We start from the raw sequence: 25,713 nt of genomic DNA on the forward strand, positions 1-25,713 counted from the left end.
GACTGTTTTGTTTTCATTTGTGATTAACAATACAAAGATTGGACGCATGTGCGCAGTTTTTCTGCGCACTTAAATTCTCTCAAAAAAAAGTGATTATTTCAGTTGATAGGCAGCCACGGAGTTCCTGAAAAAAGTGGGTACATACAGTGTTTGGGTAGTAGCATTATACCAAATATCAGCAGTATTGCTTTTTTTCTCACGGGTATCCAGCAATACCTGTTTGGAGCCGTCGCCTTTTACATAATAAATAATGCCCTGCCAGCCGCTGACTATAAATTCATTGTCCTTTACATGTACAATGCCATCTGTGTTGCCTTCCAGTCCTTCCGCTATAACAGTCTTGTTTTTCTTTGCATCTATTTTCTGCAACTTACCATTGGTCAGCACATACAGGAAAGGTCCAACAGCCAGTAACCCATTTGCATTATCCATATCTTCCAGGTAAACAGCTGGTGTCCCATTTTCAATTTTATGGATTTTGTTCGCTCTTGAATCACTTACATACACAGCACCTTTGGCATCTACAGTAATATCGTTCAGCATTTTTGCTCCCTCAACAGGTATTCTGCGCAGGATGGTTCCCGTCTTTACATCTATCACTGCTACCGCGGTTAGTTCGGCAGCATACAGTTGGCCGCTGTACAGCCCCAGCCCTTTGGTCGCATTTAACCCCGTAACCCATTCTTTTTGAATGATCTTACCATCCAGCCCCACCTTACTGATATAGCCCGTATTTTCTTGTTGTGTGCCCATGTTGGAGACGTATAAGAATTTTCCGTCTGCTGCCGGCAGCACGGATTCCGGAGTCGTCAGCACCGAATCTGTCTGCCATAACTTCTCCAGGGAATGCTGGGCAAACAATGTTACATGGCTTACGATAAAAGCAATTGCAATAAAGGTTGTTTTCATATGTGTATTTTTGTCAGAAGAAAAAATAAAGTAAATCCGACAGCACTTTCCATATCGGGAATCGGGTTGTTACCGAATATAAGCACAAAAAGAAACCGGAAACAAAATTTATGCTTGAATCGTTTGTATAAAAACTATTGTCTATGTTGATAACACTTATGAAAAAAGAAATACTCATCACAGCCCTTTTAGGCGTAACGCTGCTGATTGGCGTGACCGCGGGAAAACGCCCTGTTAATCCTCCTGATATTCACAGCGGAGACCTGATCTTTCAGACTTCGACCTCTTCGCAAAGTAAAGCCATTCAGCTTGCTACAAAGTCAAAATACTCTCATTGCGGCATTATCTACAGGGAAGGAGATAAATTGTATGTATTCGAAGCCGTACAACCCGTAAAGCAGACCCCGCTGGATAAGTGGATCGCCAGGGGAAAAGGTGGGCATTATGTGATAAAAAGACTGAAGAATGCTGATAAAGTGCTGACTCCGGACGTACTGAAGAAGATGAAACAGGTGGGGGCTACATTTATCGGCAAGAACTACGACCCTGCCTTTGAATGGAGTGATGACCGTATTTATTGCTCAGAACTTATCTGGAAAGTCTATCAAAGGTCGGCTGGTATTGAAATAGGGCAACTTCAAAAATTAAGCGACTTCGACCTGACAAGTGATGTAGTAAAGGCAAAGATGAAAGAACGATATGGAAATGACATTCCTAAAAATGAACTGGTTATCTCTCCAGCTTCAATATTTGAAAGCGATTTGTTAACGACAATCATTGATAAATGATCCCTGTATATAAAATCCATCCTTATTGATCACTATCTGCTTTCATCCTGAAATAGTTCGCAATACCGGGATCAACAACGAAGTACAGCCATCATCTTTTAAAAAATCACTACGCGCGACAGGAGCTCCTATAATTCAGGAGTAAAAAAATTTTTCAAAGAAAATTTGTGTAGTTAAATAGCTACGCATATATTTGTAGTCAAATAGCTACATAATGACAAAGCGTAACAACATCATTTATTGGACAGCCACCGGCATCCTTGCATTATTCATGTTCGTGGGAGGATTAGCGCAGATTTTCAGGCAAAAAGATAACGTAGAGGGGATTATCCACCTGGGATATCCGCTCTATTTCATGGCCATCCTCGGCGTGTGGAAAGTATTGGGTGTCATTACTATTCTTCTTCCCAGGTTTCCATTGGTAAAAGAATGGGCTTATGCAGGTTTCTTCTTTGCGATGACAGGCGCTGTTATTTCCCATATTGCTGTTGGCGATCAGTTTGCACATTTCATTGCTCCCCTGGTTTTTGCCATACTAACCGTAGTATCATGGTATTTCAGACCTGCAGGCAGAAGGATCTGACTCATTTTAACTGGTCCCACACCTCCCTGAAATCCTCATCCTTCAATACTTCGTCCAGGTCATAAGCAGTATACCCGTTGGAACGAATGGCTTCCCTGCATTGCAGCAGGAGTTGAACACATTTTTCTGTATTGCCCGATTTAATTGCCAGCCTTGCCATAGACAGGTAAGGTTGCGAATAGAAATTCCTGCCCAATACTGCGGCGAGTTGCAGTTTTTCTTCTGCAAGGCGGTTGATGGAGGCGGATTTGTAATCGTATGCCTGTCCGCTATATGCCACCAGGAAATTGCCCCAGTAAAGATTCAGGTGAAAGTCTTCTTCATGCTGATATACCTGTGAGAAAAGCTGTAGGCCATGTTCAAATGTATTGATCAGTTTCTCATAAGTACCCTGCTCATGGTAGATGTGCGCAATTTCAAGCAATGAATTCGTGGCGTATACAGGAAAGGTCCATGCAGCGGGTTGCTGTTCATGTCCTTTGGTGAAGAACTGAACAGAAAGCCAGTAATAAGCCAGTTTCAGGTCTGTCTCCTGCAGCCTTCGGGCAGTGTCAGCAAATGCCTTGCCCAGCCGGTTCAGCAGCTCTGCATCTTCTGTATAATAGCTTTCCAGCGGCTGCAACAGGGATGCTGTCTGATCGACCATTTGTGACTTGTATTCCTCGTCAATATCGGTTGAATCGTGAAAGAGCATGTAATGATACGTCTCCGCCCAGTCAAGGTAAACCAGCGGCTTCTTTTCCGCCAGCAGGTACATGGCTCCTTCAAACTCACGCAGCAGCCGGTTATGCCAGTAATGATTCTGTGCAAAAGGCAGGGAACGTACCCTGAAGCATTGATGGATCAACGCCCTGATAAAGGACGTATCATTCAATACCGGCCGGAAATAGTAGAGTAATTCAGTGAATGCCTCAGTAGTAAATTGTCCCGTAATAACCATCCTATCTGTGAGCGCCCGGACCATCGACATTTGTATATCGGTGGTTTGCGGCGCAATATTATAAATGTGAATCGCCTCCTGGATGTAACGCACCTTATCTTCAACTGCCTGCGCGCGGCTTGCCAGATTTTGGTAACAATAGCCCCGTTCCTGGTAATATGGCCGGTCAGGAAAGAAACGCTGAATAGAGTCGATAATACCAAGAAGGTAAAAAATGAAGTCTTCCGGGTTGCTTACTTTGTCACAGTCAAGGTCATACGCACCATAAGAATAAACCATATCATAAGTACCAATGATATCTTCCTTATATGCTTCCAGTTGGGTTGGTGAAAGGCTTTCTACCAGTTTGTCCATTTCTTCGATGTCATATCTTTCTGCCAGTTCTCTTAGCTGATGGATGATGTTCATTTGATAAAAATAATCAAACAGAATTATTTTACTAAGCCGTATATCCTTAACTACATTTTAAGTACACTATAAGCACACTACAAGTATACCTCTATATCGATTAGATATACAAGTGCTCTTTTAATATAGTTATAGTAAAGTGTTAGTACTCAATTGATATAAAACATGCACTATCTCCCCGGTAAAAGCCTTACGTTTGATATAACCTCAAAATTGTTTGTTATGGCTCTTGTTAAAGGCAATATACTTCTTGAACTTGTCCGTGGTACACTCGGCGACCAACTCACGATTTACGAAAGAAACGGGCAGATTATTATGGCTAAAAAACGCGGCCCTTCAAAGAAAAAACCAACCACGAAGCAACTCGAGGCCAGGTATAAGATGAAGGTGGCAGCGGCTTATGCGAAACAGATCCTGGACGATCCGGAGCTGAAGGCCTATTATAAATCCAAAACAGGCCCTGGTCAGAATGCGTATAATATGGCGATTAAGGATGCTTATAAGTCTCCCGAAGTGCAGAACATCCGGTTCGAAGACACGACTGTGGTCGTGACAGCAAAAGATGAATTCAGGGTAGCAGCGGTCGAAGTTCTGGTGTTCGATGCTGCAGGTACTGCTATAGAAAGAGGAAATGCCGTATTGGGTAGGAATGGCGTGGATTGGTATTATAAAGCAGCCAGCCTGCCGGCTGGAGGAATGGTAAAAGTATCGGTGGTGGATCTGCCGGGAAATGAAACGATCAGAGAGGTGAAACTGGAATAAAAGAATGCGGAAATCGGTCTTTCCTGGCAGCTCATCAGTATATGCTATCTTTTTAACTTTGAACTGTAGATATGCTGCTAAGTATATATTCCAGGTCACTATAATCTCCAGGCAGCCCATTGCATAGTACTGTCGTAAGTGCGGTGTATAACTTCCTTAGTGAGTTAGTACGTAAATGGACATGTCCATGCAGTATAATTAAAAATCGAACGTTGCAGATTATCTGGTGTTTAATAAATTGCCTTATATACAGCTGCATTTTACGCCAGTGATGCGCATTATCATTGAATACGTGTATTTGCATAGCAGTCACATAATTTTGCACGCACAACCCAAAAGGCATATGAAATTTACCCTTTTTTTGCTGGCAGGAATGCTAGGTTCTTTTGTTTTACAGGCCCAATCATTATATTTTAACACGTTTGGAGATAGGAAGAATAAGCCTATAATTTTTCTACATGGAGGCCCTGGTAGCAATTCGGGTAGTTTTGAACTGACAACCGCGCAAAAGTTAGCCGATAAAGGTTATTATGTCATTTTATATGACAGGAGAGGGGAAGGGCGTTCAATAGATATCCCTGCTAAGTATACTTTCCAGCAAACTTTCAATGACCTTAATAATATTTATAAAAAGTTTGGACTCAAAAAAGCGACCCTGATAGGATATAGTTTTGGGGGGTTGTTAGGTATTCTGTACATGGAGAAATACAGCCAGCAGGTGAGTTCACTTGTGTTGATCAGTTCATTGTGTTCTTTACAAGACACTTATAATAATATACTTGAAAAGTCAGAAAGGATTTTTGAGGCAAAAAACGATACTGCAAACCTGAGAAAGCTGAAAGCGGTAGCAGCGATGAATAGAAGCTCGATTGATTTCAGAGCAAATTGTTTCGCGTTTGCTACATTGAATGGTTTTTTTGACACGCCGCATCCGAATGAATTGTCTGTAAAACTTAACCAGATGATCACCAATGACACAGTGCTCATGAGGATGAAAGCAGATACCAGTAATCCGGCCAGTGTTGGATTTTGGAGAAATGAGAAATATACGATGTTGAATATCTATCCTAAGATAAAGACTATCCAGCAAAAGCATGTAAATGTTTATGCGATTTATGGGAAAGATGATGGATTGTTTTCGGAGGATCAGGTAAATAAGGTGAGAGCTGAGTTGAGTAGTGATGCACATCTTAAATACTTTGATAATTGTTCACACCCAGCTTTTATAGATCAGCAGGAGTTGTTTTTAGAGGCGGTAAGTAATTGGATAAAGTAGGGAAGTAAAGGAAGCGATCTTGCAGGTTTTGTTATGGTTTACCTGTTTCAACCAGAAAGACCAGTCAGTGTAATATACATAATTTAAGAAGTGGCCATCTCAAAAATAAAGAGGTGGCTTTTTCTTTTTTATATCCAGCTATCATCATAATTAATTAACGGGTAATACTTTCGGCAATGCTTGTTTGAAAGAACAGACCAGAGGAGCTGAGGAGGGCATTCAGGAGGTGAATTTTAGTGCGTTCATTTGGGCTGATGTGGTGTCACGCAGAAGACGATTCGGCTTTTTGAGGGGGAGGGCTATCTAAAAAAAAACCGCTGAAAAATTCATTCTCAGCGGTTTAAAAAAAGATGTTCTTTTTAGAGAGTTGCCTGACCTGGATTCGAACCAAGACAAACAGAGTCAGAGTCTGTCGTACTACCGTTATACTATCAGGCAATAGTTATTTGTCGTTCGGGACGGCAAAATTATAAATTCTAAAACAAAAAAGCAAAATTTATTTTAAAAATTTCTCCAATCATAAAAAAGCCCCGCATATAGCGGGGCTTTCGCGGTATTATTAACCAGATAAGATTATTTATAACTAGCCGCCAGCTGCAATGCCTTATAAGCATTCACTACACCACCCGTCTTACACAGTTCCGTCATCTGTACCTGCTTAGGCTCGCCATCTTCTCCGCCACCAATCGCTACCGGATGTTCTACCTTCACCACTGATTTCAGGATAATATCTTTCACCTGCAAAGCAGTCAGCTTAGGATAATAAGAACGGATCAGTGCTGCCAGACCAGTTACTACCGGTGCTGCCATACTGGTACCATCATGATAGTCGTATTTAGAACCAGGAACAGAAGAATAGATCGCTACACCAGGTGCAAACACATCCACCGCATTCTTACCATAATTTGAGAAAGAAGCTGGCAGTGTCTCATCATCATTCGGACCAGAAGCACCAACCTCAATCCATGCGTCTGCTATACCACCACCCAGGTAGTTACGGTTAGGATAGTTCGCTACAGAATCTGTATTCTGACCATCATTACCCGCCGCATGTACCAGCAGTACATCCTTAGATACCGCATATTTTACAGCGTCATCTACCGCTTTCTTATTAGGAGAGTAAGGCTTACCAAAGCTCATATTGATCACTTTAGCACCATTGTCCACTGCATAACGCAGTGCATTGGCCACATCCTTGTCTCTTTCATCCCCATTAGGCACTGTACGTACTGACATGAGCAATACATTGTCAGCTACACCATTGATACCCAGGTTATTGTTACGAACGGCGCCAATGATACCTGCTACGTGTGTACCGTGATCAGCATCCGGACCCGTTACGTCGTTGTTGCCGTAATAGTGTTCGTCAACATTTGCATAGTTGTCACCAACTATCGCACGGGGATCGTATTCCAGGTTCAGCTGGTAGTCAGCCTGCTCCTTAAAGTGATCATAAGCTCTATCCAGCTCACTTGCTTTGAAAGTCTTGTAGTCAGGATAGCGCAGCAGCTGCTGGCTTACTACCTGCTTGATCTGCTCTTCTACAGGATTATCTGCATTAAATGCCTGGAAATCAGCTGCTGTTGGATTTTCTTTGTTGATTTTAGCAACTACTGTATCCAACATCCCTTTGAAGCGGGTGATGCCGTACAGGGTCTTCTTAGCTTCATCCAGTTCTTCATCGTACTTAGCACGCAGCTGCTTGTACTGGTAGAGACCATTGGTGTCTGCAGACGGATTGGCAAAACGTGCCTGACCTGCACGTACCAGGCGGGTCAGTTCAAGGTTGTCGTAATCCACATTGCCTTTGGAAGAACCGATAAAGTCCCATCCATTAATATCATCTATATAGTGATTCTTGTCATCGTCCTTACCATTTCCTCTTTTCTCCTTCAGGTTTACCCAAAGGGTAGATTTCAGGTCCTCATGAGCGGTATCGACACCGCTGTCGATAATGGCTACTACTACGGGTTTAGATTTCTTGTCTTTCAGCAGCTCGTTGTATGCCTTCTCTACGCTGATACCGAAAACGGAATCTTTCTGCAGGTCCATATTCTGCCAGTTAGGCAACTGTGCATGCACCATAGAGGCTGACAATAACAATGCGACGCCGATGGTTACGTTTTTGATAATACTCATATGTTTTGATCATTGACTCCACAGTAGCAGTTCAATAGTTTATATGTGCTCCCGGGGTAGGTTTTATGTTTGTTTTTAAAGTTGTCTGTGCTCAAAAAGGGGCAATAAGGGCCGAAATTAGCCATTATAAACCTTTAAAAATGTTAAAAGTTATAGTAGCCAATGACTGCCAGCCATACGATGGCCATGATAATCAATGGGATCCATGCTGGTAATAATTTGTAGGGAGGAATACCTCTCAAAAGCAGTCGCCATACCGGAAAACTCAGTAAAAGGGCGAAGATCAGGGAAGGGAAAAAAATTACGTCAGTTCTGCCGGTCCTGTTATGCAGAATCATTTGCAGGTGAAAGTATTCAAATAGCATAGCACCCAGCATGACAAAGGGAATACTCTTTAACCGGCCCGTGTTTCGAAGGTTTACGCAAAATAAGATAGCACCACCAATGGGGGTCATCAGTATTGTGAAAATGGCAATAAAGATCCTTGAATAAAGCGCTGGTCTTTGGTCACTGCTTGCTGACATACTTTTAAATTAATGCCGCAAGATAGTATAAAAAGGAGAAGCTGTCTCAAAAGTAAATTTTGCCCTGAGACAACTTCCTTTTATTATTTCCATCCACCTCCCAGGCTTCTGTATAGTGTCACCACCGCCTGCAGCTGTTGTAATTTGTCGCTGATACTGTTCAGCTGGGCGGAAAGCAGGCTTTGCTCGGAGGTGAGTACGTCCGTATAGTTGGTATTGGAAGTGTATTTCAGCAGTTCTTTCGTATAGTCCACCGATTTTTGCAGATAGGTGATCTGCTGGCTTCTGATCGCGGCCTTATCTACGGCGGCATTGTAGTCAGACAGGGCGTTGGTCACCTCCTGACCCGCTGTGAGCAGGGTCTGTTTGTAGGTGGCCAGGTATTCGTCCTGGTTAGCTTCTGCTACGCGTAGCCGTTGTTTGTTCAGTCCCTGCTGGAAAATAGGTTGTGTGAGACTGGCTGCGATACTGCCAAAAAAATGGGAGGCATCGAAAAAGTTATTCAGACTGGTTCCGTTCAAACCACCTGAGGCTGAGATAGACAGGCTGGGGTAAAAATAAGTCCTGGCCACATTGGTCAGCTCATAGTAGTAGCGGAGCTGGTATTCTGCCTCCTGCACATCCGGACGATTGGCCAGTAACTGTACAGGTAACCCTGTTTTCAGATCTGCCTTCACCGTCTGCTCTGCCAGTGTACCTCTTTCGATGCTGCCGGCCGGACGTCCCAGGTATACACTGATCGTATTCTCTGTTTCCCGGATGTTCTGCAACAGGTCCGGGATGGTCACTTCTGCTGAGTAGCGGTTGGCTTCACTCTGTACGACATCTGCTCCGGTGACTACATCACTTTCTTTGAGTGTCTTCATCGTTTCCACGTCGGTTTTACGGTTCTCCACTGTCTGGCGGGTAATCCGCAGTTGTTCATCATACGCCAGCAGCGAATAGTAATTAGTGGCAATGTTGGCGATCAATTGTGTCATCACCGCCCTCCGATAGGCTTCACTCTTCAGGAAGTTGGCCATGTATGCCCGCTTTGTGCTGCGCAGTTTACCCCATATATCCGCTTCCCAGCTGGCGGTGGCCGACAACTGGTAGGTGCGGTTGAATGTGATAAAGCTGCCACCCTGCGAGATGGCTACTTTTTGTTGAGTAACTGTCGCTGTCCCCGATACGGTAGGAAAGAAAGCCTCTTTACTCTGGCGGAGATTAGCCGCTGCCGCATTCAGACGGGCATTGGCAATCTTCAGGTCCAGGTTGTTTTCAATACCTTCCCGGATCAGTGCCTGCAGGTGTGGATCTGTGAATAACTGGGTCCAGGGCAGATCTGCCATGGTCGTTGTATCGGTAATCGTACTGTCGCGGTACAACCTGCTGATATCAGTATTCTCCGGTTGCTTGTAGGGCTTTGTAACCCTGCACGAAGCCACAAAGGTACCGGCAGCGAGTATGATCAACAGGGCCTGCTTATTATTTGATTTCATGTGTTACGCTTTTAGTGTCAGTATCTTCCTCTTCTTCCTGCCTTTTGGTACTTACCTTCTCCTGCAGGGTCTGGAAGATGATGAATAATACAGGAATCATGAATATGCCTATCACGGTACCAAAGAGCATTCCGCCTACTGCCGCTGTACCGATAGAACGGTTACCATTCGCACCGGCACCGGTAGCGAACATGAGTGGCATCAGCCCAAAGACGAAGGCAAAAGACGTCATGAGAATGGGGCGGAAACGTGCTTTCGATCCTTCTACCGCCGCTTCCAGCATAGTCATACCATGTCGTCGTCTTTCCACTGCATACTCTACGATCAGGATGGCATTCTTGGCCAGCAAACCAATCAGCATGATCAGCGATATCTGGAGATAAATATTATTGTCAATACCGAAAATGCGGGCAAAGAGGAATGTGCCTGTCAGACCCACCGGCAGGGATAACAGCACTGCAAAGGGCAACAGGTAGCTTTCATATTGAGCACTTAACAGGAAGTATACGAAGACCAGGCATAGAATAAACACATAGATAGATTGCGTACCACTGCTTTGCTCTTCACGGCTGATACCAGAGAACTCATAGCCATAGCCTGGGGGCAGTTTTTCTTTCGCCACGTCTTCAATCGCTTTCAGTGCCTGACCGGAACTATAACCGTTATTTGGCGCACCACTTACTGACATTGCTGTGAACAGGTTGAAACGCGTAATGCTTTCAGGGCCAAAAACCCTGGTCAGTTTCACAAATTCAGTGATCGGCGCCATATTGGAACCAGACGTCTTCACATAAATCTTATTCAGTCCCTCTATATTCGCCCTGTAGGCAGTATCTGCCTGGATCATGACGCGGTATTGCTTACCAAACAGGTTGAAGTTAGACGCATAATAACCACCATAATACACCTGCATGGCATTCATGACGTTGTCGACTGTGAGACCCGCTTCTTTTACTTTGGCCACATTTACTTCCAGCAGGAACTGTGGAAAGTTGGGGTTGAAAGTGGTAGATGCATATTGTATTTCAGGACGTTTACCCAGCGCGCCCAGGAAGTCCTGTGCTACCTTGTAAAACTCATCGGTGGTATGACCGCCTTTATCCTGTAACTGGAAGGAGAACCCACCGGCGATACCGAAACCGGTAATGGTAGGCAGGGAGATCGGGAGGATCTGTGCCCCTCTGATATGCGATGTTTTTTGCATGAGCGCCCCTATTACATCCGTATTGCTCATCTTACGATCCTTCCAGTTTTTCAGTTCCAGGATGATCATCGCATAGGAACTACCGCTACCAGCCAGGATGTTTTGTCCTACCATACTCAGTGAGTTGTTCACCGCCGGTATAGTACGGGCTATGCTGTCCAGTTCATTCGCAACTATAGTAGTGCGTTCCATACTCGTAGCCGGAGGCATGCTCACGTTCACGAATATAGTACCCATATCCTCGTCCGGTACAAAACTGCTGGAAGTAGAGGTCATGAGGTAATACAAACTACCGCCAAAGAGAGCGACACCCAGCAGGACCAGCCAGATCCTTTTAGACAGGAAGGTAACAGAGCGGGTATATTTCGTAGTAACAGTATCGAAAGCAGTGTTGAACGAAGTATAGAACCGCTGCATCACGTTCTTCTTTTTATGCTCTTCCGAATGCGGTTTCAGGAAGAGGGCTGCCAGTGCAGGACTTAACGTCAATGCGTTCACGGCAGAGAGAATGATGGCGATGGCAAGCGTGATACCGAATTGCTTGTAGAATACACCGGTAGATCCGCTGATGAATGTTACAGGTACGAATACCGCGGCCATTACGAGGGTAATCGAAACGATCGCTCCCGATATCTCACTCATCGCATCAATAGACGCTTTTTTTGAAGATTTATATCCCGTATCCAGTTTGGCATGTACTGCCTCTACCACTACGATCGCATCATCCACCACGATACCAATGGCCAGTACCAATGCGAACAAGGTAAGCAGGTTAATGCTGAACCCAAACAGGTTGAGGAAGAAGAAGGTACCAATGATGGCTACTGGTACAGAGATGGCTGGAATGAGGGTAGACCGGAAGTCCTGCAGGAAGATAAATACCACGATGAACACCAGGATGAAGGCTTCGATCAGGGTATGAATCACCTTTTCAATACTTGCATCCAGGAATTTATTGATGTCCACCATGTTGGTGGTATGTAAGCCTTTCGGGAAGTCTTTCTCGGCTTCTGCAAGTACTTTTTTACAGTCATTGATTACCTGGCTGGCGTTTGAACCGGCTGTCTGGTTGATAGATATGTTGGTCGCAGGATAACCGTTCACGGTAGCCATGCTGTTATAAGACAGTGCGCCCAGTTCTATACGGGCAATATCTTTCAGCCGCAGGAACTGGCCGTTGCCGGTAGATTTGATGATGATATTGCCAAATTCGTCAGCACTTTTCAATTTACCCGTATAGCGAATTACATACTGGAAACTCTGGTTCCCCTGTTCTCCAAATTTACCCGGTGCGGCTTCGATGTTCTGGTCACTGAGTGCATTCGTAATATCAGAAGGTACCAGGCCATATACTGACATTACATCGGGTTTGAGCCAGATGCGCATGGAGTAGTTCATGGAGCCAAAAGCACTGGCATTACCTACCCCATTTACCCTTTTCAGTGCAGGGATCAGGTTGATCTCCGCATAGTTCTGGAGGAAGGTCTGATCATAAGCAGGGTTATCGCTATAGATAGCAGTGATGAGCAGGTTACTGCTCTGTTGCTTTTTTACAGTTACACCGGCCTGTGTTACTTCGGCAGGCAACAGGCTCGAGGCGGTCGATACACGGTTCTGTACGTCTACGGCTGCCATATCCGGGTCACGGCCTACATTGAAATAAATACTAATGGTAGCGGAACCGTCGTTGGTCGCAGTACTGGTCATGTAGGTCATTCCTTCCACACCATTGATCTGTTCTTCCAGCGGCACGATCACACTTTTCAATACCACATCGGCATTGGCCCCGGTATAGTTGGCAGACACCTGTACGGTAGGAGGTGCGATGTCCGGGTATTGCGCTATCGGCAGCGATACGAGTCCGAGGATACCCAGTATGACAATGATCACCGAGATCACCGTACTGAGTACAGGACGTTCTATGAATGTCTTAAGCATAATTCCTTTTTTAATGATAGGCTAGTCGATCTTCTGGTAAAGGCTGTCGGCACTCACTATGCGTGGTTTGATCAGTGTACTGTCGCGCAGTGTACTGGCACCTTCCAATACAACTTTATCGCCGGGTTTCAGGCCGCTCTTTACGATGAAGAATTGTCCGTTGTCATTAGCAGTAGTCGTAATAGCCCGGCTGATGGCGTAGTTGTCTTTAGTTACGATGTAAGTAAAGCGTTTGTCCTGCAGTTCGTAAGTGGCACCCTGGGGAATGACCAGTGCGGAATCCTCAGATCTGGGTACCCTGATAATTGCGCTGGCACCGCTTTTAATGATACCCATCGGGTTGGGGAAGGTAGCTTTGAACTGAACACTACCGGTAGAGGTGGCGATCAATCCACTGGCTGTTTCGATCTTACCTTTCAGGGAATATTCACTGCCGTTGGCTAATACCATGGTTACTTCAGGCAGGTGTTTTACTTTCTCTTCGAGTGTATTGCCGGGTACTTCTCCTGAGAAGTTGAGCAATTGCTTTTCGTTCAGAGAGAAATAGGCGTATACATTACTTATGTTAGAAAGGGTAGTCAGTGCTTCTGTACTGGTGCTGCTAACAAGGGCACCGATCTTGTAAGGGATAGTACCGATCACGCCGTCGGCAGGAGCTTTGATGATAGTGTAGCCCAGGTTGGTTTCAGCGTTTGCCAGGGTGGCCTGTGCCTGTGCCAGTGCCGCCTGTTTTGATTCCAGTGTATACTGTGCAGATTCCAGCTGATACTTGCTGACGATATCCTTTTCAACCAGCGGACGTACTTTATTCACATTCATCTGAGCAGTGTTTACATCTGCAACAGCGCTTTTGATCGCGGCTCTGGCAGTTATCACATTCTGTTCATACTCCGGGTTGTTGATGGTAAACAACAGTTGTCCTTTTTTTACATTGGCGCCTTCATTAACATAAATGTCTTTCACATATCCATCTACTTTTGGCCTGATTTCGATGACCTGTTGCCCCTGTATCGTGGCGGGAAAATCATAGTGAATGGTAGCCTTGATGGGAGCTAACGAAATGACTGCATAGTCCTTTGCCATGTCGGCCTGACCTGGAGCCCCCTTGGGATGATTGCCACAGGACAGCAATAGCAACGCTGCGCCGGCGACTGGTAAATACATCTTCGACATATAATTTATGTTTATGTACATGACAAAAAATCCGACTGATCACAGGGGTTTTCAGCTTGCAACTGACTGGTTAAAGAGCATATTTAGTATCACTGTCTTTCTCTCTTTAAGTATCTTTTCATATTCCTGTTCATTCAGTCCAAATAAATGCTGGTTAAGGGGTTTTACAATAAATGGATACACTACAAGCGAGAAGAGATTCATAATAAAGTGCACGGGATTGGCGCGCTGAATAGTTCCTTTGTCCATCTCCTGCTGCACTTCAAGTAAGAATTGTTTCATAAACACTTCCGGGCCTTCATCGAACTGTTGACCGTTGTGTATCGCAGCAGTCATGGATACTTCCAGGTATGGATAGGTTTGTAACCTTGCAAGGAATACGTTCATGAATTGTTCTATCTTTTCCCGGAAGGGAAGTGCTGCACTCAGCACTGATTGGGCTTCGGCAATGGATTCCAGTCTGGCTCTTTCAAATACTACATCGAACAGCAGATCTCTTGACTTGAAATAGTAATGTATCAAAGTCCGGTTTACACCCGCAGCATCGGCTATATCCTGTGTGGTGGCGTGCAAACGGCCTTCTGTGAAGAAGACATGCATAGCAGTATCTATGATATGCTGTTCTGTTTTTTTATCTTTTGCCGCCATTTAACAAAATTGTCAAACAAAAATACGGGGAGGCGGAAAAGGATTTGGGGACAACGCGCCAAATTGGCGATTTTCTGAGATGTAAACGGAAATTTATACGGACATCACTTCCTGCTGAAAGGTGCTGGGCCTTTTGTTAGTGACCTGATAAAATACCTTACTGAATGCGGCTATATTACTGTAGCCGGTTTGGTATGCAATCTCGCTAAGGGTCTGATTGGTCTGTAAGATCATTTCAATGCCTTTCACGACCCGTAGCATTTTCAGGTACTGAACAAAAGACATATCAAGTATATTATGAAATAAACGCGAGAGTGTACGGGGACTGATATCAAATTGATTGCTGAGTGATTCCAGGGTGATTTCCTGGTCAAAATGACGACTGATATATTGAAGTATAGGCTGCAGGCGTTCATGCGTCGTGGTCGGCAGGGCCACCGGCAGGGTAGTCGTGCTGACTTCCGGCAGGATATCTTTCAGGGATGCCAGGAACCGGAAACCGGGCTCACCTGGCCGGATATGACCTTTGTAACGCGAGGAAAAGTTGATCATCTGCAATAACAGCTCATTGACGGGATAAATGCCCATTTTATTATAAAAAGGAGATTGCTGATCGTCTGAGTTATAAAAATAAATATTACGGGTGGCTGTGAACCTGGAGTGCCGCACCTGGATGTAGTGCTCCTGGTGTTTGGGTATCCATATATAATGGCGCGCGGGAATAACAAATGCCCTGTCTGGCAGGTTACAATACGCAATACCCCCTTCCACATAGGTCAGCTGCCCCTTCAGATGAGCATGCATGGACCATTTGCGTTCAATTTTATCAGTCATTACGAATACCGAATCTGGCACGGTGTCAATATCGGCTAAGTATTCTTCAAGGAACAGCATGTGGCGCGTTTGGATAAATAATTGGCAATTTAGATAAAATGGCTCGTTTCCCATAGTCCTACCTTTGCATGCAGAATAATGATTATGCGACCGAATACCAAAAGGGTATGTGCATTACTGCCTGTATTAATACTTTCGATGTGTGCAGTGGCACAAAAGCCTTCCGATACGACAGCCCCAATTCATCTAACACTTGAACAGGTATGTGATAAAGCAGCACAGAACAACAAAAAGGTTCAGATGGCTCATATCCGCGTACAAACCAGTGAAGAATCGCTGAAGAATGCAAAGTCAGAACGACTGCCTGAGATTGATGTGAATGGTGCTTATGCAAGGGTAACGAACATGCCTATGTATGAAGATGGGTTTTTTCATACACCCACCTTATTCCCCGTGCTTCATAACTATTACAAGGTGGGGGGAGATGCTTATTTCAATATATACAATGGAAATAAGACCAACCTTGAAATTCAAAAAGGACAAACAGAATATGCGATAACAAAAGAACAGGAGAATCTAACGCTGTCTGAAGTGAAATTCAGCGCAGCAGTCTGTTACCTGGATCTGGTGCGCAGTTGCCGGTTCAAAGAATTAATAGAAAAGGATATAGAAGATCAACAGCAACAGCTGGCCCACATCCAGGAATTACAGAAGAATGGTGTTGTACTGAAGAGCGATGTGTTGAGAGCACAACTGAGATTGTCCCGGCAGCAGATGGGGATGGTGCAGATTGATAATGATATTGCAATTGCCCGTCAGCGGCTTGCTATCCTGATTGGCGATGATGAAAATGAGCGGATAAATGCGGATAGTATGCTTACTGATGGCAATGCAATACCGGGGTCTTATGAAGAGTATTTGAATATTGCATCTTCGCATGCTTTTCAGTTGAAGATTTCAGCAGGAGAGTCCGCATTGAAAAAACTGACGCTTCAAAGTGTAAAAGCAAACGTCTCGCCAAAGGTAGGACTGTTCGCAGAATACAATTTCTCTTACCCGCAGATACAGTTCTACCCCTACGCTAATGCGGCTTATGGATTAGGAATGTATGGTGTAAAGGCAAGCTTTCCTATATCCGCCTTCTATCATAACAGGCACAAAGAAAAGGCGGCTGTCCTTGAACTAAAGAGAGAAGAAGTAGCGCACGAAGAAACCGGTGATGTAATCAGGCAACAGGTAAAAGAAGCTTACCTCCGTTACCAGGAGGCATTGACTAGAATAAATGTGGCAGAGACCAACATTAAACAGGCAACAGAAAACGCAAGGATTGTAAACAACACGTACTTTAACCAGTTATCCCTTGTGACCGACCTGCTGGATGCAGATACACAATTGCTCCAGACACGTTTTGACCTCGTTTCAGCAAAGATTGCAGCACGCGTACAATACTATCAGTTACAAAAAGTAATAGGCAATTTATAATTATGGCGAATTATGCAAAGACCGATAAGGTGATTACCACTATCACCGGATGGGTAGCCGGTTTAATACTAGTGGGATTGGCGATATGGGGCATTATCACGCTCTTGACACTTTATAAGTTTGAAGAGACCAATGATGCCCAGGTAGAAGAATATATCAACCCGATCACGAACCGGGTAGTGGGATATATTACAAAAATAAATTACGAAGAGAACCAGGATGTGAAGAAAGGAGATACCCTGCTCCTGATTGACGATAGTGAATATAAATTACAACAGCAGGAAGCTAACGCTGCCCTGTTGAATGCAAAGGCGCAGATACAGGTCCTGGAAGCCAGCATTGCTACCACAGCAAAAACAGCCACAGTGACACAGGCCCAGATTGCAGGAGCAAAAGCAAAATTGTGGAAGCAACAGCAGGAAATGGACCGTTACCAAAAATTATATGATGTAGAATCTGCGACCAGACAGCAACTGGAAAATGTACAGACGGCACTGGATGTGGCCAAAGCTGACTACCAGACAGCACTGAACAATTACGCCGCTTCTGAATCGAAAGTAGGTGATATCAAAGCGCAGAAACAGGCGTTAATGGCCGAAATAGCGCGCAGGGAAGCGATGTTGGGCAGAAATACACTAGACGTATCCTATACCGTAATTAAAGCGCCATATGATGGTAAAATGGGCCGTCGTACCATCGAAGAAGGACAACTGGTACAGGCAGGACAAACACTGGCATTCATTGTGAACCAGACTGCCGGTAAATGGATTGTGGCCAACTTCAAGGAAACACAGGTGCGTCATATGCACGTAGGACAGGAGGCGAAGATTGAAATTGATGCTTACCCCGGAAAGGTCTTTCATGGTCAGATCGTGTCTTTATCTCCTGCAACCGGTTCCCGTTTTTCACTGTTGCCACCGGATAATTCAACCGGTAACTTCGTGAAGATCGTACAACGTATACCGGTACGCATTCAATTGACTGACAAAGCAGATGCTGATTTATTACTTCGTGCGGGTATGAATGCAACTGTGAAGATTGCAAAATCGAAATGAAAAAACTTACGATATTCAAACCATGGGCTACGGCTTCGGAATGGTTGGTACGGTTCGTGATCTTTCTGAACCTGCTGCCCAACCTCCTGATGTTCGGTATCTCTGTATCCAGCGCGCCCGGTTCTGCCGGTTACTATGGAATTGAGCCTCCGGATGTGCAGTACTCCATGGTATTGTTCTATGCTTCTCTGGCTGGATTCTTTGCTTTGGAAAGACGCTTCTTTCAATACATTGCTACCAAAGAATACCTGCTAATAGGTGCGGTGATACAAATCCTCACTTCATATGGGTGTTATAAAACGCATAATCTGTATATACTTTTAAGTTTGCGTTTTATACAGGGCATGGCCAACTGTATTTCATCTTCTATCTGTATTACACTAATTTTTAGCAGGCTGCGTACCAATCGCGCACGGGAGATCGGGTATTCTTTATTTTATGGAAATCTCTTGTGTATTTCAGCTTTCAGTGCATTGATTACGGCTCCCCTGCTGGATGCATTTGATTATAATGTGCTGTACAAGTGGATGATCTTTACTTATATTCCAGGAACATTGCTGTTGTTTGTGATGATGAATCCGGTGCGGTTAAACAAGCGGTTTCCGCTTTACCAGCTGGATTGGGCGAGCTTTGTGATCTATACGACGGCATTAAGTTTACTGGGGTATGTATTACTGTATGGACAGCAATATTATTGGTTTAGTGATAACAGGATCTTACTCGCATCGGTTGGTGTAGTCGTATTAGGCGTATTGCATGTGGTGAGACAGCAGGCATTGAAAAGGCCTTACCTCAGCCTGGAGGTGTTCAGGAACAGGAACTATGTGGTAGGAATGGTATTGATCTTTATGCTGTACATCTGTAGAGGAGCACTGAATGTTACCACTAACTATTTTACAGGTGTATTGGGAATGGATCCCAGGCATTTGTCCTATATACTGATGGCAAATGTAATGGGCATCTTTTTGGGCGTGCTGGTAAGTTCACGCATGATCACAACACACATGAAGATGCGTTGGATCTGGATGATAGGGTTTAGTTTATTGCTGGTGTTCCACCTGTGGATGAATAGCCTGTTTGCAACGATGGCGGATGCAGATACCTTCATCTTACCGTTGATATTGCAGGGAATTGGCGCGGGTATGCTGATGGCGCCGATCATCATTTTTTGTATTTCTTCAGTGCCGGCACATCTGGGAAGTACGGCTTCGGCTACCGGTGTATTGTTCCGCTTTGCAGGTTTTTGTAGCAGTATCGCGTTGATCAACTATTTCCAGTTGTATGATAAGAGCCGGCATTATAATCGTTTTTTAGACAAACTGACTTTACTGGATCCGTTAGTGAATACGAAATTAGGGGTGTATAAGGTAGGACTTATAGCAAAGGGGATGCCGGCAGACAGGGCTACAAAGGCCGCGGCAGGTTTGTTGTACCGGTCGGCAGATATACAGGCACAGATCCGGTTTTCGATGGATTATTATTACCTGATCAGTATTTTGATCATTGGCGTGATTTTGTTGATAGCCTGGGTACCTTACCTGAACAAGACGGTGATTGACCTGAGGAGGAACCAACCGGCGCCGGCGGCTTATTAACATTTTCGTTAAATTCGGGTTTTTAAAGAGTACCCGCCCCCCGGCATCGACGATTATCCCCAATATGATCAACAAACTATTTTTCTGCCTGTCTTTTCTGACAACAACGGTTGTATCGGGTCAATCCATTTTCCAGTCTGCAAAATGGATTGTACCCGGATTCAAAGAAGATACATTACTTCGCCCTTGTCCGGTATACACTAAAGATATTAATGTGGATAAAGGATTGCAGGCTGCCACCTTATACATCACCGCACATGGCCTTTACGAGGCAAATTTCAATGCCCGGAGAGTAGGAGATGCTTACTTTACCCCCGGATACACCCGATACGATAAAAGGTTACAATACCAGCAGTACGATGTAAAATCCCTTCTCAAAAAGGGACATAACTCAGTTGCCATAACGGTAGGGGAAGGGTGGTATAGAGGACGGTTCGGTGGCAACCTGGAACCCAACACCTATGGCAATGATGCCGCCCTGCTCTTTCAGCTGGATCTGATCTATAGTGATGGCAGGCACATCTCCATTGTGTCGGACAGCAACTGGCTATGTGGTGCCGGACCTATCCGGTATGCTGGTTTGTATGAGGGAGAATGTTACGACACTCGTAGAAGGACGGCTCCTGCCAGCCCCGTCATTACAGCAGGTTTTCCTAAAGATGTATTAATAGCAGGTACTACACCACCTGTAAGAGAAAAGGAGCAATTCCATCCATTAAAGGTGTGGATCACTCCCAAAGGGGAACAGGTGATTGACTTCGGACAAAACCTCGCTGGCTGGGTCCGCTGCCGCCTGAAGGGGAAACCTGGCGATACAATACGTCTGTACCATGCAGAAATGCTGGATAAAACGGGCAATTTCTATACAGGTAACCTGAGAGAGGCACAGGCTACTGACACTTATATCCTGGACGGCAGGGGGAAGCAAACATTTGAGCCTCATTTCACCTGGCATGGCTTCCGGTATGTGAAAGTCGAAGGCTGCAAGGTAAATGCGAATGATTTTACAGCGATTGCACTCTATTCAGATCTTACACCCACAGGGTCATTTTCCTGCTCCAATGCCATGTTGAACCAGTTATGTCACAACATTACCTGGAGTTTTAAAGGTAATTCCCTCGATATTCCTACAGATTGCCCGCAGCGTAGTGAACGCCTTGGGTGGACAGGCGATGCTCAGGTGTTTTGCCGAACTGCCAGTTACCTTTTCGACGTTGATGCTTTTTTTAGTAAATGGTTGCAGGATGTGGCGGTAGAACAGGCACCGAATGGAGCCATTCCCAGTATCGTTCCGGATGTGTATAAGAAGTACCGTAAAGATCCCCGTAGTGGTGCTGCGGGTTGGGCAGATGCAGCCACCATTATTCCATGGACCCTATATTGGGTATATAAAGATACCGCCGTTTTAACCAGGCAATATGCGAGTATGAAAGCCTGGGTAGACTATATCAACAGTGTGAGTACAGACGGCCTCTGGACAGCCAATGGATATGGTGACTGGCTGGCTCCCGGAGACTCTACCTCCCTGCCCTATATTGATCAGTGCTATTGGGCCGGTTCCACGCAGTTACTGATCAAAGCAGCGGGCGTTTTAGGCAAGACAGACGACGTGGAAAAGTACACACATTCCTTGCAGGATATCAAATCGGCTTTCTTAAAAAAATACATTTCTCCTGAGGGCATTGCAATTACAAATACACAAACCGCTTATGTGCTGGCCTTACAATTCGACATGCTGCCCGAGACGATGAAGAAGAATGCAGCAGCAAGATTGGCGGCACTCGTTACAAACAATAATTATCACTTAGCTACGGGCTTTTTAGGCACACCTTATTTACTGCATGCCCTGAGTGAAAATGGTTATACCGACCTCGCTTACAAGGTGCTGAATCAGGAAACCTGTCCTTCCTGGTTGTATCCGGTAAAAATGGGGGCCACTACCATCTGGGAGAAGTGGGATGCCATCAAACCTGATAGTACTGTACAGGCTACGTCCTACAATCACTATTCATATGGAGCAGTAGGAGAATGGTTGTACAAAGTGGTAGCAGGCATTGATGCCGCCAGTCCGGGCTATGAAAAGATCTTGATACGTCCGCATCCCGGTGGTGGATTAGCGTGGGTAAATGCGAGTTATACCTGCCCATATGGGAAAATCGTTTCCAACTGGAAAATAGATAATGGCAGGTTTACAATGCATGTGGAAATCCCTGCCGGCACGAGGGCCACGGTAATGATTCCCGGTAAGGAAAGTGTGGAAGTGACAGCAGGGATGTATGATTTTTAGCTTTGCTCTTCGAACTGCTTTTCTGTGAGTAACAGTGTGAAGGTGAGTAATACGATCATCGGTACGATCTGGTAGCGTAATACAACTGGTGTAGCGAATACGCTGAATCCAAAATTGATGATCAGGAAGGCAAGTGCCATGAGTAGGGCAATCAGTAAAGGTTTGTTTGCCTGCCTAAGCTTTTTATTGGTCAGAAAGAAAATAACGCAGCCTGCAAAAAAAATATTCAGCGCCATGAAGAATAATGGGAAGATAAAGAAAATAAGACCCTGAAATTGAATGGGAGGAATGAGTGTCACTTTATTGCTTTTCATATTAAACCAGATCTTAGCCGGATCCCATACTTCCCTCATACCGATATTATAAGAACCAAATTTTTCAAGGTGAGGAATAAAATAGTTCTTCACGTTTAACCAAAGGTAGTAACGTGCGAACTCAATCGGATAGTGTTGAATAAGCCATTTACCATACGCGTTATAAATAGGAGAGACGGATCCCCATGCCTGAAATCCTCCCGGAGCTCCTGGTAAAGTAGCCCAGCCATGTGTTCTTAAATAAGGTTTTAAAATAGCAGAAGGCACCTTAATGAAAAATGTACCGGGCAGTTCCGCCAGGTCCGCCTCGGTGGGAGGTGTTGCTTTCCAGAATGCTCTTGCTTCCCGGTCCAGTTCTAATGTGCCGGGAGGTAGTTGGGTACTGTCTACCTGTATATTCCCATACATATACAGTGCATTATTGGCAATCTGCCATCCTCCGAATACAGAGAACTCGGCTGTACCCGTCAGCTTTTTTGTTTCCTGCTGGGTGTAAAGGATGAAAGGGAAGATCAGCAACCAGGGCAATACCATTCCAATGAATTTTAACGGCCATTTGTACCCGGCGAGCAGGATAGCAAATACGCTTACTATCGGGTAGTATATGGCGGTATACCTGATCACGAAAGCAACTCCTATCAGCAATGCCTGAAAGACAAGGTTGGCGGGAGCAGGCTTGTAATACATCCAGAGGTATTGTGTAAAGAGAATGAGACTAACAGCACAAAAGATAGCGTCGCTTAAGACACAGTTTGCCAGCACGAGGAACATAGGATTGAAAAACAGGAAAATATAGAGGATCAGGGCAAAGCGACGGGAAAGACCGTATAGATATAAAACGGAGAAAAAGAAATAAAGAAAAGTAACTAAAAGTATTATATACTGGACATAGACCAGAAATACATGCGAGGAAGTAAACAGGTGAATAAAGCCAATGAAAATAGAATATCCTATTGGCCAGAGATTCACCTTCATGTGATAAAGATTTGTTTCTATATAACTATAGGAATCAGATATGAAATCCGGATAGGGATACAGGATTTTGAAAAGCGTAAGTTGTACCAGGCCGGCAATGAATGCAATGATGATATACTTCCGGTTGGTACTGTTTTTGAATACATACTGTAAGAATGGTGAAGATGCACCGTAAGCGTCATAGTTTTTCGCAATAGTGGTCATGATGTTAGAGTGGTTTTATTAGTTCCCTTTGCTTGGTAGAAAAGAGTGAATTACCTGATTGTAAGGTATGGATCATATTGAGGAAAACTAAAATTCTATGCGGTTAATGGGGTAGAACTAAGATAACGAAAAAACTGTAAAACTGAAACTATGAAACAGATAATCATAATGTGTCTCGGCATATTACTGCTAAGTAGTTGCGCTTCGGAGTACTATGTAGCCGAGCGACCCGCGCCGCCACCTGTAATAGTACAGCCTGCACCGCCATATCCCGGTGCAGTGTGGATAGGTGATGAATACAGATGGCGGGGAGGTCGTTACTACTATGTACAGCCCCATTATGTACGTCCACGGGGCCATCGTACCTATGTGCCCGGGCGCTGGAACAGCGGGCCAAGGGGGCATTCATGGCAGAGAGGGCACTGGCGTTAACTGCCAGCCTCCCGTTCAAACTTATCTTTCAATATCTCTCTTAAAGGCTTTCTCAGGATCTTCGATTCTGTCCAGGCCGAAAAATCAAAAAGCTGTAGCTGGTGCTTTTCATACGGATCCTGCCTGATCTGCTGAAACACCACCTGCAGCTTTTTCCATAATGTTATCCTATACGCCATGACAGGCGTCAGCTCTCCTGCGCTGAGGAATTTTATCATTGTGCGTTCCAATAGAAATGCACGCTTATTGTCTGGACGCAGATAGCGCCTGAAAGCGCGCGTCTCGTAACGGATGTATTCATAGTTGCCCAGCTCATATTGTATCAGCAGGTGCACCAGTCTGAAGGTACGATACAGCGGTAAGGTGCTATACAAACTGCTTTGTTGCAATATCGGATCCAGCGCGTTGTGTGCATTGTTAATGTCTCCATTACCCAGGTATACCAATGCACGGCATAAATAAATCTCTGCCCGCTGTACCAATGTGAGTAACTGTAAATTTAGAGAGGGTAATAGTTCCTGTTGCTGTGTCAATGCACGGCCAAACTCTCCGCTATCAATGTTCATAGCTGGTGAATAAATAAATAGCAGCCGAACCATCATGACACTGAAATACCCCGATGTTGCTTTGAAACGCAGCACCTTTTCCAGGAAAAGAGATAACTCTTTATACCTCCTGGCTGCGCGTAAACTATAGAGTATACCTTCTGTCACCATCAGCTGATCTGCCGGTGCTTCATACAAAGGGGCTGATTCATAAAAGTATTGTAATGCCGTCGTGAACTCTCCCAACAACAAAAAATAATGCGCCTGGAAAAGCAGGTGTAATTTCTGGTCGGTGTTTACAAGCGCTTCTCTCACGGCCATTTCATCTAATTCCTGCCGCTCCGCAGGTGTGCGTACAGGGCCACTGTATAACCATTGATAACGAAGTTGTTCATAAAGGGCCTTTTGCTCCTGGTAGTTGTCCAACTGCTGAATAGTAGCGGAGATACCCGCTTGTTTTTCTCCTAGTTCTATTTCACTGATCTCAGGAAAATTCAATAACTGCATTAACTGCATTTCCTGTTGGCGGCTCCATAACGATATGATCCAATGCGCTTTCATGTCTGCCTGTTCTGTTATCTTCTGTAATTGTTTCAATGCATCTTCGTACAAGGACCGCTCAACCAGGATCTCTGCCTTTAGCATACCCGCTATCAACGGTTCTCGCTGTAGCCGCATATGAAGCAGGCAATCCAGCAGTACTTTGTACAAATACTTTCCCGATACTTCGTAACTACTCCCTGCGTATTGTTGTTGAAATGCGGCCCTGGCAGCAGCAGGACCTGAAAAAGAATGCCTGTCCAGCAGGTCGAATAGATTGACATAGTCTTTGTTCCCCTGTTGCATGGATGAATATAAACGGAAATACCTTTTTTCCGCTTTTGTCAGTGTAGTAACAAGCCTGCCAAGCATATCAGCTTTAGCCATAATTAAAATTGTTTAAATGTTCAGGGCACTTTTAACGGTTGCTCAACGTGATTATAAGAGGGTAGATGATTTGTCTCTACAGCATCATAAACGTGATCAAGGTTGATGTCGGAGACAAAATAAGTTAGATTTTTCGAAGGCAATAATAATGCAGCGTTCTTTCACATGGCATTATCTGATTTGCATACACATAAAATCTAATTTGATGCTGAAAACCAAATAGATATAAGGTGATAAGGCATAGCAAAACTGATTTTGGGAATATCCGTATGCGCCGAAAAATGGTATAT

The 25,713-nt window shown here is 44.6% G+C and carries 20 protein-coding genes and 1 tRNA gene; 9 read left to right on the forward strand and 12 right to left on the reverse strand.

Features of this window, described 5'->3' with window-relative positions; genetic code table 11:
• Window positions 1-93 precede the first annotated feature (93 nt).
• The gene (locus ABDW33_RS10965) at window positions 94-909 is read right to left on the reverse strand and encodes an ATP/GTP-binding protein (RefSeq protein ID WP_343690107.1); all 816 of its coding nucleotides are present in this window, start codon (window positions 907-909) and stop codon (window positions 94-96) included.
• A 143-nt stretch (window positions 910-1,052) separates the two neighbouring features.
• Here ABDW33_RS10965 and ABDW33_RS10970 point away from each other — a divergent pair, with 143 nt between their 5' ends.
• Both ABDW33_RS10970 and ABDW33_RS10975 read left to right on the forward strand, forming a co-directional pair.
• Window positions 1,053-1,697, forward strand: coding sequence for a YiiX family permuted papain-like enzyme (locus ABDW33_RS10970; protein WP_343690108.1), 645 nt, complete (start codon window positions 1,053-1,055; stop codon window positions 1,695-1,697).
• Window positions 1,698-1,911: 214 nt separating this feature from the next.
• Window positions 1,912-2,280 (forward strand): DoxX family protein, encoded by a 369-nt coding sequence (locus ABDW33_RS10975; protein ID WP_343690109.1) that lies wholly within the window; start codon window positions 1,912-1,914, stop codon window positions 2,278-2,280.
• 1 nt (window position 2,281) lies between these two features.
• On the opposite strand, the gene ABDW33_RS10980 is transcribed toward ABDW33_RS10975, so the two are convergent.
• Window positions 2,282-3,628 carry a hypothetical protein gene (locus ABDW33_RS10980; protein ID WP_343690110.1) on the reverse strand — a complete coding sequence of 449 codons (1,347 nt, stop codon included), beginning with the start codon at window positions 3,626-3,628 and terminating at the stop codon, window positions 2,282-2,284.
• A gap of 222 nt (window positions 3,629-3,850) precedes the next feature.
• Here ABDW33_RS10980 and ABDW33_RS10985 point away from each other — a divergent pair, with 222 nt between their 5' ends.
• On the forward strand, window positions 3,851-4,390 hold the full coding sequence (locus ABDW33_RS10985; protein WP_343690111.1) for a hypothetical protein: 540 nt from the start codon (window positions 3,851-3,853) through the stop codon (window positions 4,388-4,390).
• A gap of 343 nt (window positions 4,391-4,733) precedes the next feature.
• A complete protein-coding gene (locus ABDW33_RS10990; RefSeq protein ID WP_343690112.1) occupies window positions 4,734-5,666 on the forward strand; it encodes an alpha/beta hydrolase in 933 nt (310 codons plus the stop codon).
• 367 nt (window positions 5,667-6,033) lie between these two features.
• Here the strand turns inward: ABDW33_RS10990 and ABDW33_RS10995 are convergent.
• The 8 genes from ABDW33_RS10995 to ABDW33_RS11030 form a co-directional block, all read right to left on the reverse strand.
• Window positions 6,034-6,104 (reverse strand) — tRNA-Gln (locus ABDW33_RS10995).
• Between the two features lie 135 nt (window positions 6,105-6,239).
• A complete protein-coding gene (locus tag ABDW33_RS11000; RefSeq protein WP_343690113.1) occupies window positions 6,240-7,805 on the reverse strand; it encodes a S8 family peptidase in 1,566 nt (521 codons plus the stop codon).
• Window positions 7,806-7,948: 143 nt separating this feature from the next.
• A complete protein-coding gene (locus tag ABDW33_RS11005; RefSeq protein ID WP_343690114.1) occupies window positions 7,949-8,329 on the reverse strand; it encodes a hypothetical protein in 381 nt (126 codons plus the stop codon).
• 83 nt (window positions 8,330-8,412) lie between these two features.
• Window positions 8,413-9,810: a TolC family protein gene (locus tag ABDW33_RS11010; RefSeq protein ID WP_343690115.1), complete on the reverse strand. Its 1,398-nt coding sequence runs from the start codon at window positions 9,808-9,810 to the stop codon at window positions 8,413-8,415.
• Window positions 9,797-12,952, reverse strand: coding sequence for an efflux RND transporter permease subunit (locus ABDW33_RS11015; RefSeq protein WP_343690116.1), 3,156 nt, complete (start codon window positions 12,950-12,952; stop codon window positions 9,797-9,799). The genes ABDW33_RS11010 and ABDW33_RS11015 overlap by 14 nt, the downstream gene beginning before the upstream one ends.
• 21 nt (window positions 12,953-12,973) lie before the next feature.
• Window positions 12,974-14,125 (reverse strand): efflux RND transporter periplasmic adaptor subunit, encoded by a 1,152-nt coding sequence (locus tag ABDW33_RS11020; protein WP_343690117.1) that lies wholly within the window; start codon window positions 14,123-14,125, stop codon window positions 12,974-12,976.
• 51 nt (window positions 14,126-14,176) lie between these two features.
• On the reverse strand, window positions 14,177-14,773 hold the full coding sequence (locus tag ABDW33_RS11025; protein WP_343690118.1) for a TetR/AcrR family transcriptional regulator: 597 nt from the start codon (window positions 14,771-14,773) through the stop codon (window positions 14,177-14,179).
• Window positions 14,774-14,866: 93 nt separating this feature from the next.
• A complete protein-coding gene (locus ABDW33_RS11030) occupies window positions 14,867-15,667 on the reverse strand; it encodes an AraC family transcriptional regulator (RefSeq protein ID WP_343690119.1) in 801 nt (266 codons plus the stop codon).
• An 84-nt stretch (window positions 15,668-15,751) separates the two neighbouring features.
• Here ABDW33_RS11030 and ABDW33_RS11035 point away from each other — a divergent pair, with 84 nt between their 5' ends.
• From ABDW33_RS11035 to ABDW33_RS11050, 4 genes are all read left to right on the forward strand, one after another.
• On the forward strand, window positions 15,752-17,089 hold the full coding sequence (locus ABDW33_RS11035; RefSeq protein ID WP_343690120.1) for a TolC family protein: 1,338 nt from the start codon (window positions 15,752-15,754) through the stop codon (window positions 17,087-17,089).
• A gap of 2 nt (window positions 17,090-17,091) precedes the next feature.
• Window positions 17,092-18,144 carry an HlyD family secretion protein gene (locus ABDW33_RS11040; RefSeq protein WP_343690121.1) on the forward strand — a complete coding sequence of 351 codons (1,053 nt, stop codon included), beginning with the start codon at window positions 17,092-17,094 and terminating at the stop codon, window positions 18,142-18,144.
• The gene (locus ABDW33_RS11045) at window positions 18,141-19,739 is read left to right on the forward strand and encodes an MFS transporter (RefSeq protein ID WP_343690122.1); all 1,599 of its coding nucleotides are present in this window, start codon (window positions 18,141-18,143) and stop codon (window positions 19,737-19,739) included. Before ABDW33_RS11040 ends, ABDW33_RS11045 begins: the two co-directional genes overlap by 4 nt.
• Before the next feature lie 64 nt (window positions 19,740-19,803).
• Window positions 19,804-22,026, forward strand: a complete 2,223-nt coding sequence (locus tag ABDW33_RS11050; RefSeq protein WP_343690123.1) for a family 78 glycoside hydrolase catalytic domain — start codon at window positions 19,804-19,806, stop codon at window positions 22,024-22,026.
• On the opposite strand, the gene ABDW33_RS11055 is transcribed toward ABDW33_RS11050, so the two are convergent.
• On the reverse strand, window positions 22,023-23,519 hold the full coding sequence (locus ABDW33_RS11055) for a hypothetical protein (RefSeq protein ID WP_343690124.1): 1,497 nt from the start codon (window positions 23,517-23,519) through the stop codon (window positions 22,023-22,025). The genes ABDW33_RS11050 and ABDW33_RS11055 overlap by 4 nt on opposite strands.
• Before the next feature lie 150 nt (window positions 23,520-23,669).
• On the opposite strand from ABDW33_RS11055, the gene ABDW33_RS11060 reads away from it, so the two are divergent.
• The gene (locus tag ABDW33_RS11060) at window positions 23,670-23,951 is read left to right on the forward strand and encodes a hypothetical protein (RefSeq protein WP_343690125.1); all 282 of its coding nucleotides are present in this window, start codon (window positions 23,670-23,672) and stop codon (window positions 23,949-23,951) included.
• Here the strand turns inward: ABDW33_RS11060 and ABDW33_RS11065 are convergent.
• Window positions 23,948-25,423, reverse strand: coding sequence for a hypothetical protein (locus tag ABDW33_RS11065; RefSeq protein WP_343690126.1), 1,476 nt, complete (start codon window positions 25,421-25,423; stop codon window positions 23,948-23,950). The genes ABDW33_RS11060 and ABDW33_RS11065 overlap by 4 nt on opposite strands.
• Between the last annotated feature and the right edge of the window lie 290 nt (window positions 25,424-25,713).

The organism is Chitinophaga sp., assembly GCF_039596155.1.
GTDB lineage: Bacteria > Bacteroidota > Bacteroidia > Chitinophagales > Chitinophagaceae > Chitinophaga.

Bases quoted from the DNA above. Each gene is read 5' to 3' on its own strand.
- ABDW33_RS11015 (WP_343690116.1), bottom strand. From the start codon at position 12,952: ATGCTTAAGACATTCATAGAACGTCCTGTACTCAGTACGGTGATCTCG.
- ABDW33_RS10970 (WP_343690108.1), top strand. From the start codon at position 1,053: ATGTTGATAACACTTATGAAAAAAGAAATACTCATCACAGCCCTTTTA.
- ABDW33_RS11010 (WP_343690115.1), bottom strand. From the start codon at position 9,810: ATGAAATCAAATAATAAGCAGGCCCTGTTGATCATACTCGCTGCCGGT.
- ABDW33_RS11050 (WP_343690123.1), top strand. From the start codon at position 19,804: ATGATCAACAAACTATTTTTCTGCCTGTCTTTTCTGACAACAACGGTT.
- ABDW33_RS11025 (WP_343690118.1), bottom strand. From the start codon at position 14,773: ATGGCGGCAAAAGATAAAAAAACAGAACAGCATATCATAGATACTGCT.
- ABDW33_RS11040 (WP_343690121.1), top strand. From the start codon at position 17,092: ATGGCGAATTATGCAAAGACCGATAAGGTGATTACCACTATCACCGGA.
- ABDW33_RS10985 (WP_343690111.1), top strand. From the start codon at position 3,851: ATGGCTCTTGTTAAAGGCAATATACTTCTTGAACTTGTCCGTGGTACA.
- ABDW33_RS11055 (WP_343690124.1), bottom strand. From the start codon at position 23,519: ATGACCACTATTGCGAAAAACTATGACGCTTACGGTGCATCTTCACCA.
- ABDW33_RS11045 (WP_343690122.1), top strand. From the start codon at position 18,141: ATGAAAAAACTTACGATATTCAAACCATGGGCTACGGCTTCGGAATGG.
- ABDW33_RS10990 (WP_343690112.1), top strand. From the start codon at position 4,734: ATGAAATTTACCCTTTTTTTGCTGGCAGGAATGCTAGGTTCTTTTGTT.
- ABDW33_RS11035 (WP_343690120.1), top strand. From the start codon at position 15,752: ATGCGACCGAATACCAAAAGGGTATGTGCATTACTGCCTGTATTAATA.
- ABDW33_RS11005 (WP_343690114.1), bottom strand. From the start codon at position 8,329: ATGTCAGCAAGCAGTGACCAAAGACCAGCGCTTTATTCAAGGATCTTT.
- ABDW33_RS11030 (WP_343690119.1), bottom strand. From the start codon at position 15,667: ATGCTGTTCCTTGAAGAATACTTAGCCGATATTGACACCGTGCCAGAT.
- ABDW33_RS11065 (WP_343690126.1), bottom strand. From the start codon at position 25,423: ATGGCTAAAGCTGATATGCTTGGCAGGCTTGTTACTACACTGACAAAA.
- ABDW33_RS11000 (WP_343690113.1), bottom strand. From the start codon at position 7,805: ATGAGTATTATCAAAAACGTAACCATCGGCGTCGCATTGTTATTGTCA.
- ABDW33_RS10975 (WP_343690109.1), top strand. From the start codon at position 1,912: ATGACAAAGCGTAACAACATCATTTATTGGACAGCCACCGGCATCCTT.
- ABDW33_RS10965 (WP_343690107.1), bottom strand. From the start codon at position 909: ATGAAAACAACCTTTATTGCAATTGCTTTTATCGTAAGCCATGTAACA.
- ABDW33_RS11020 (WP_343690117.1), bottom strand. From the start codon at position 14,125: ATGTCGAAGATGTATTTACCAGTCGCCGGCGCAGCGTTGCTATTGCTG.
- ABDW33_RS11060 (WP_343690125.1), top strand. From the start codon at position 23,670: ATGAAACAGATAATCATAATGTGTCTCGGCATATTACTGCTAAGTAGT.
- ABDW33_RS10980 (WP_343690110.1), bottom strand. From the start codon at position 3,628: ATGAACATCATCCATCAGCTAAGAGAACTGGCAGAAAGATATGACATC.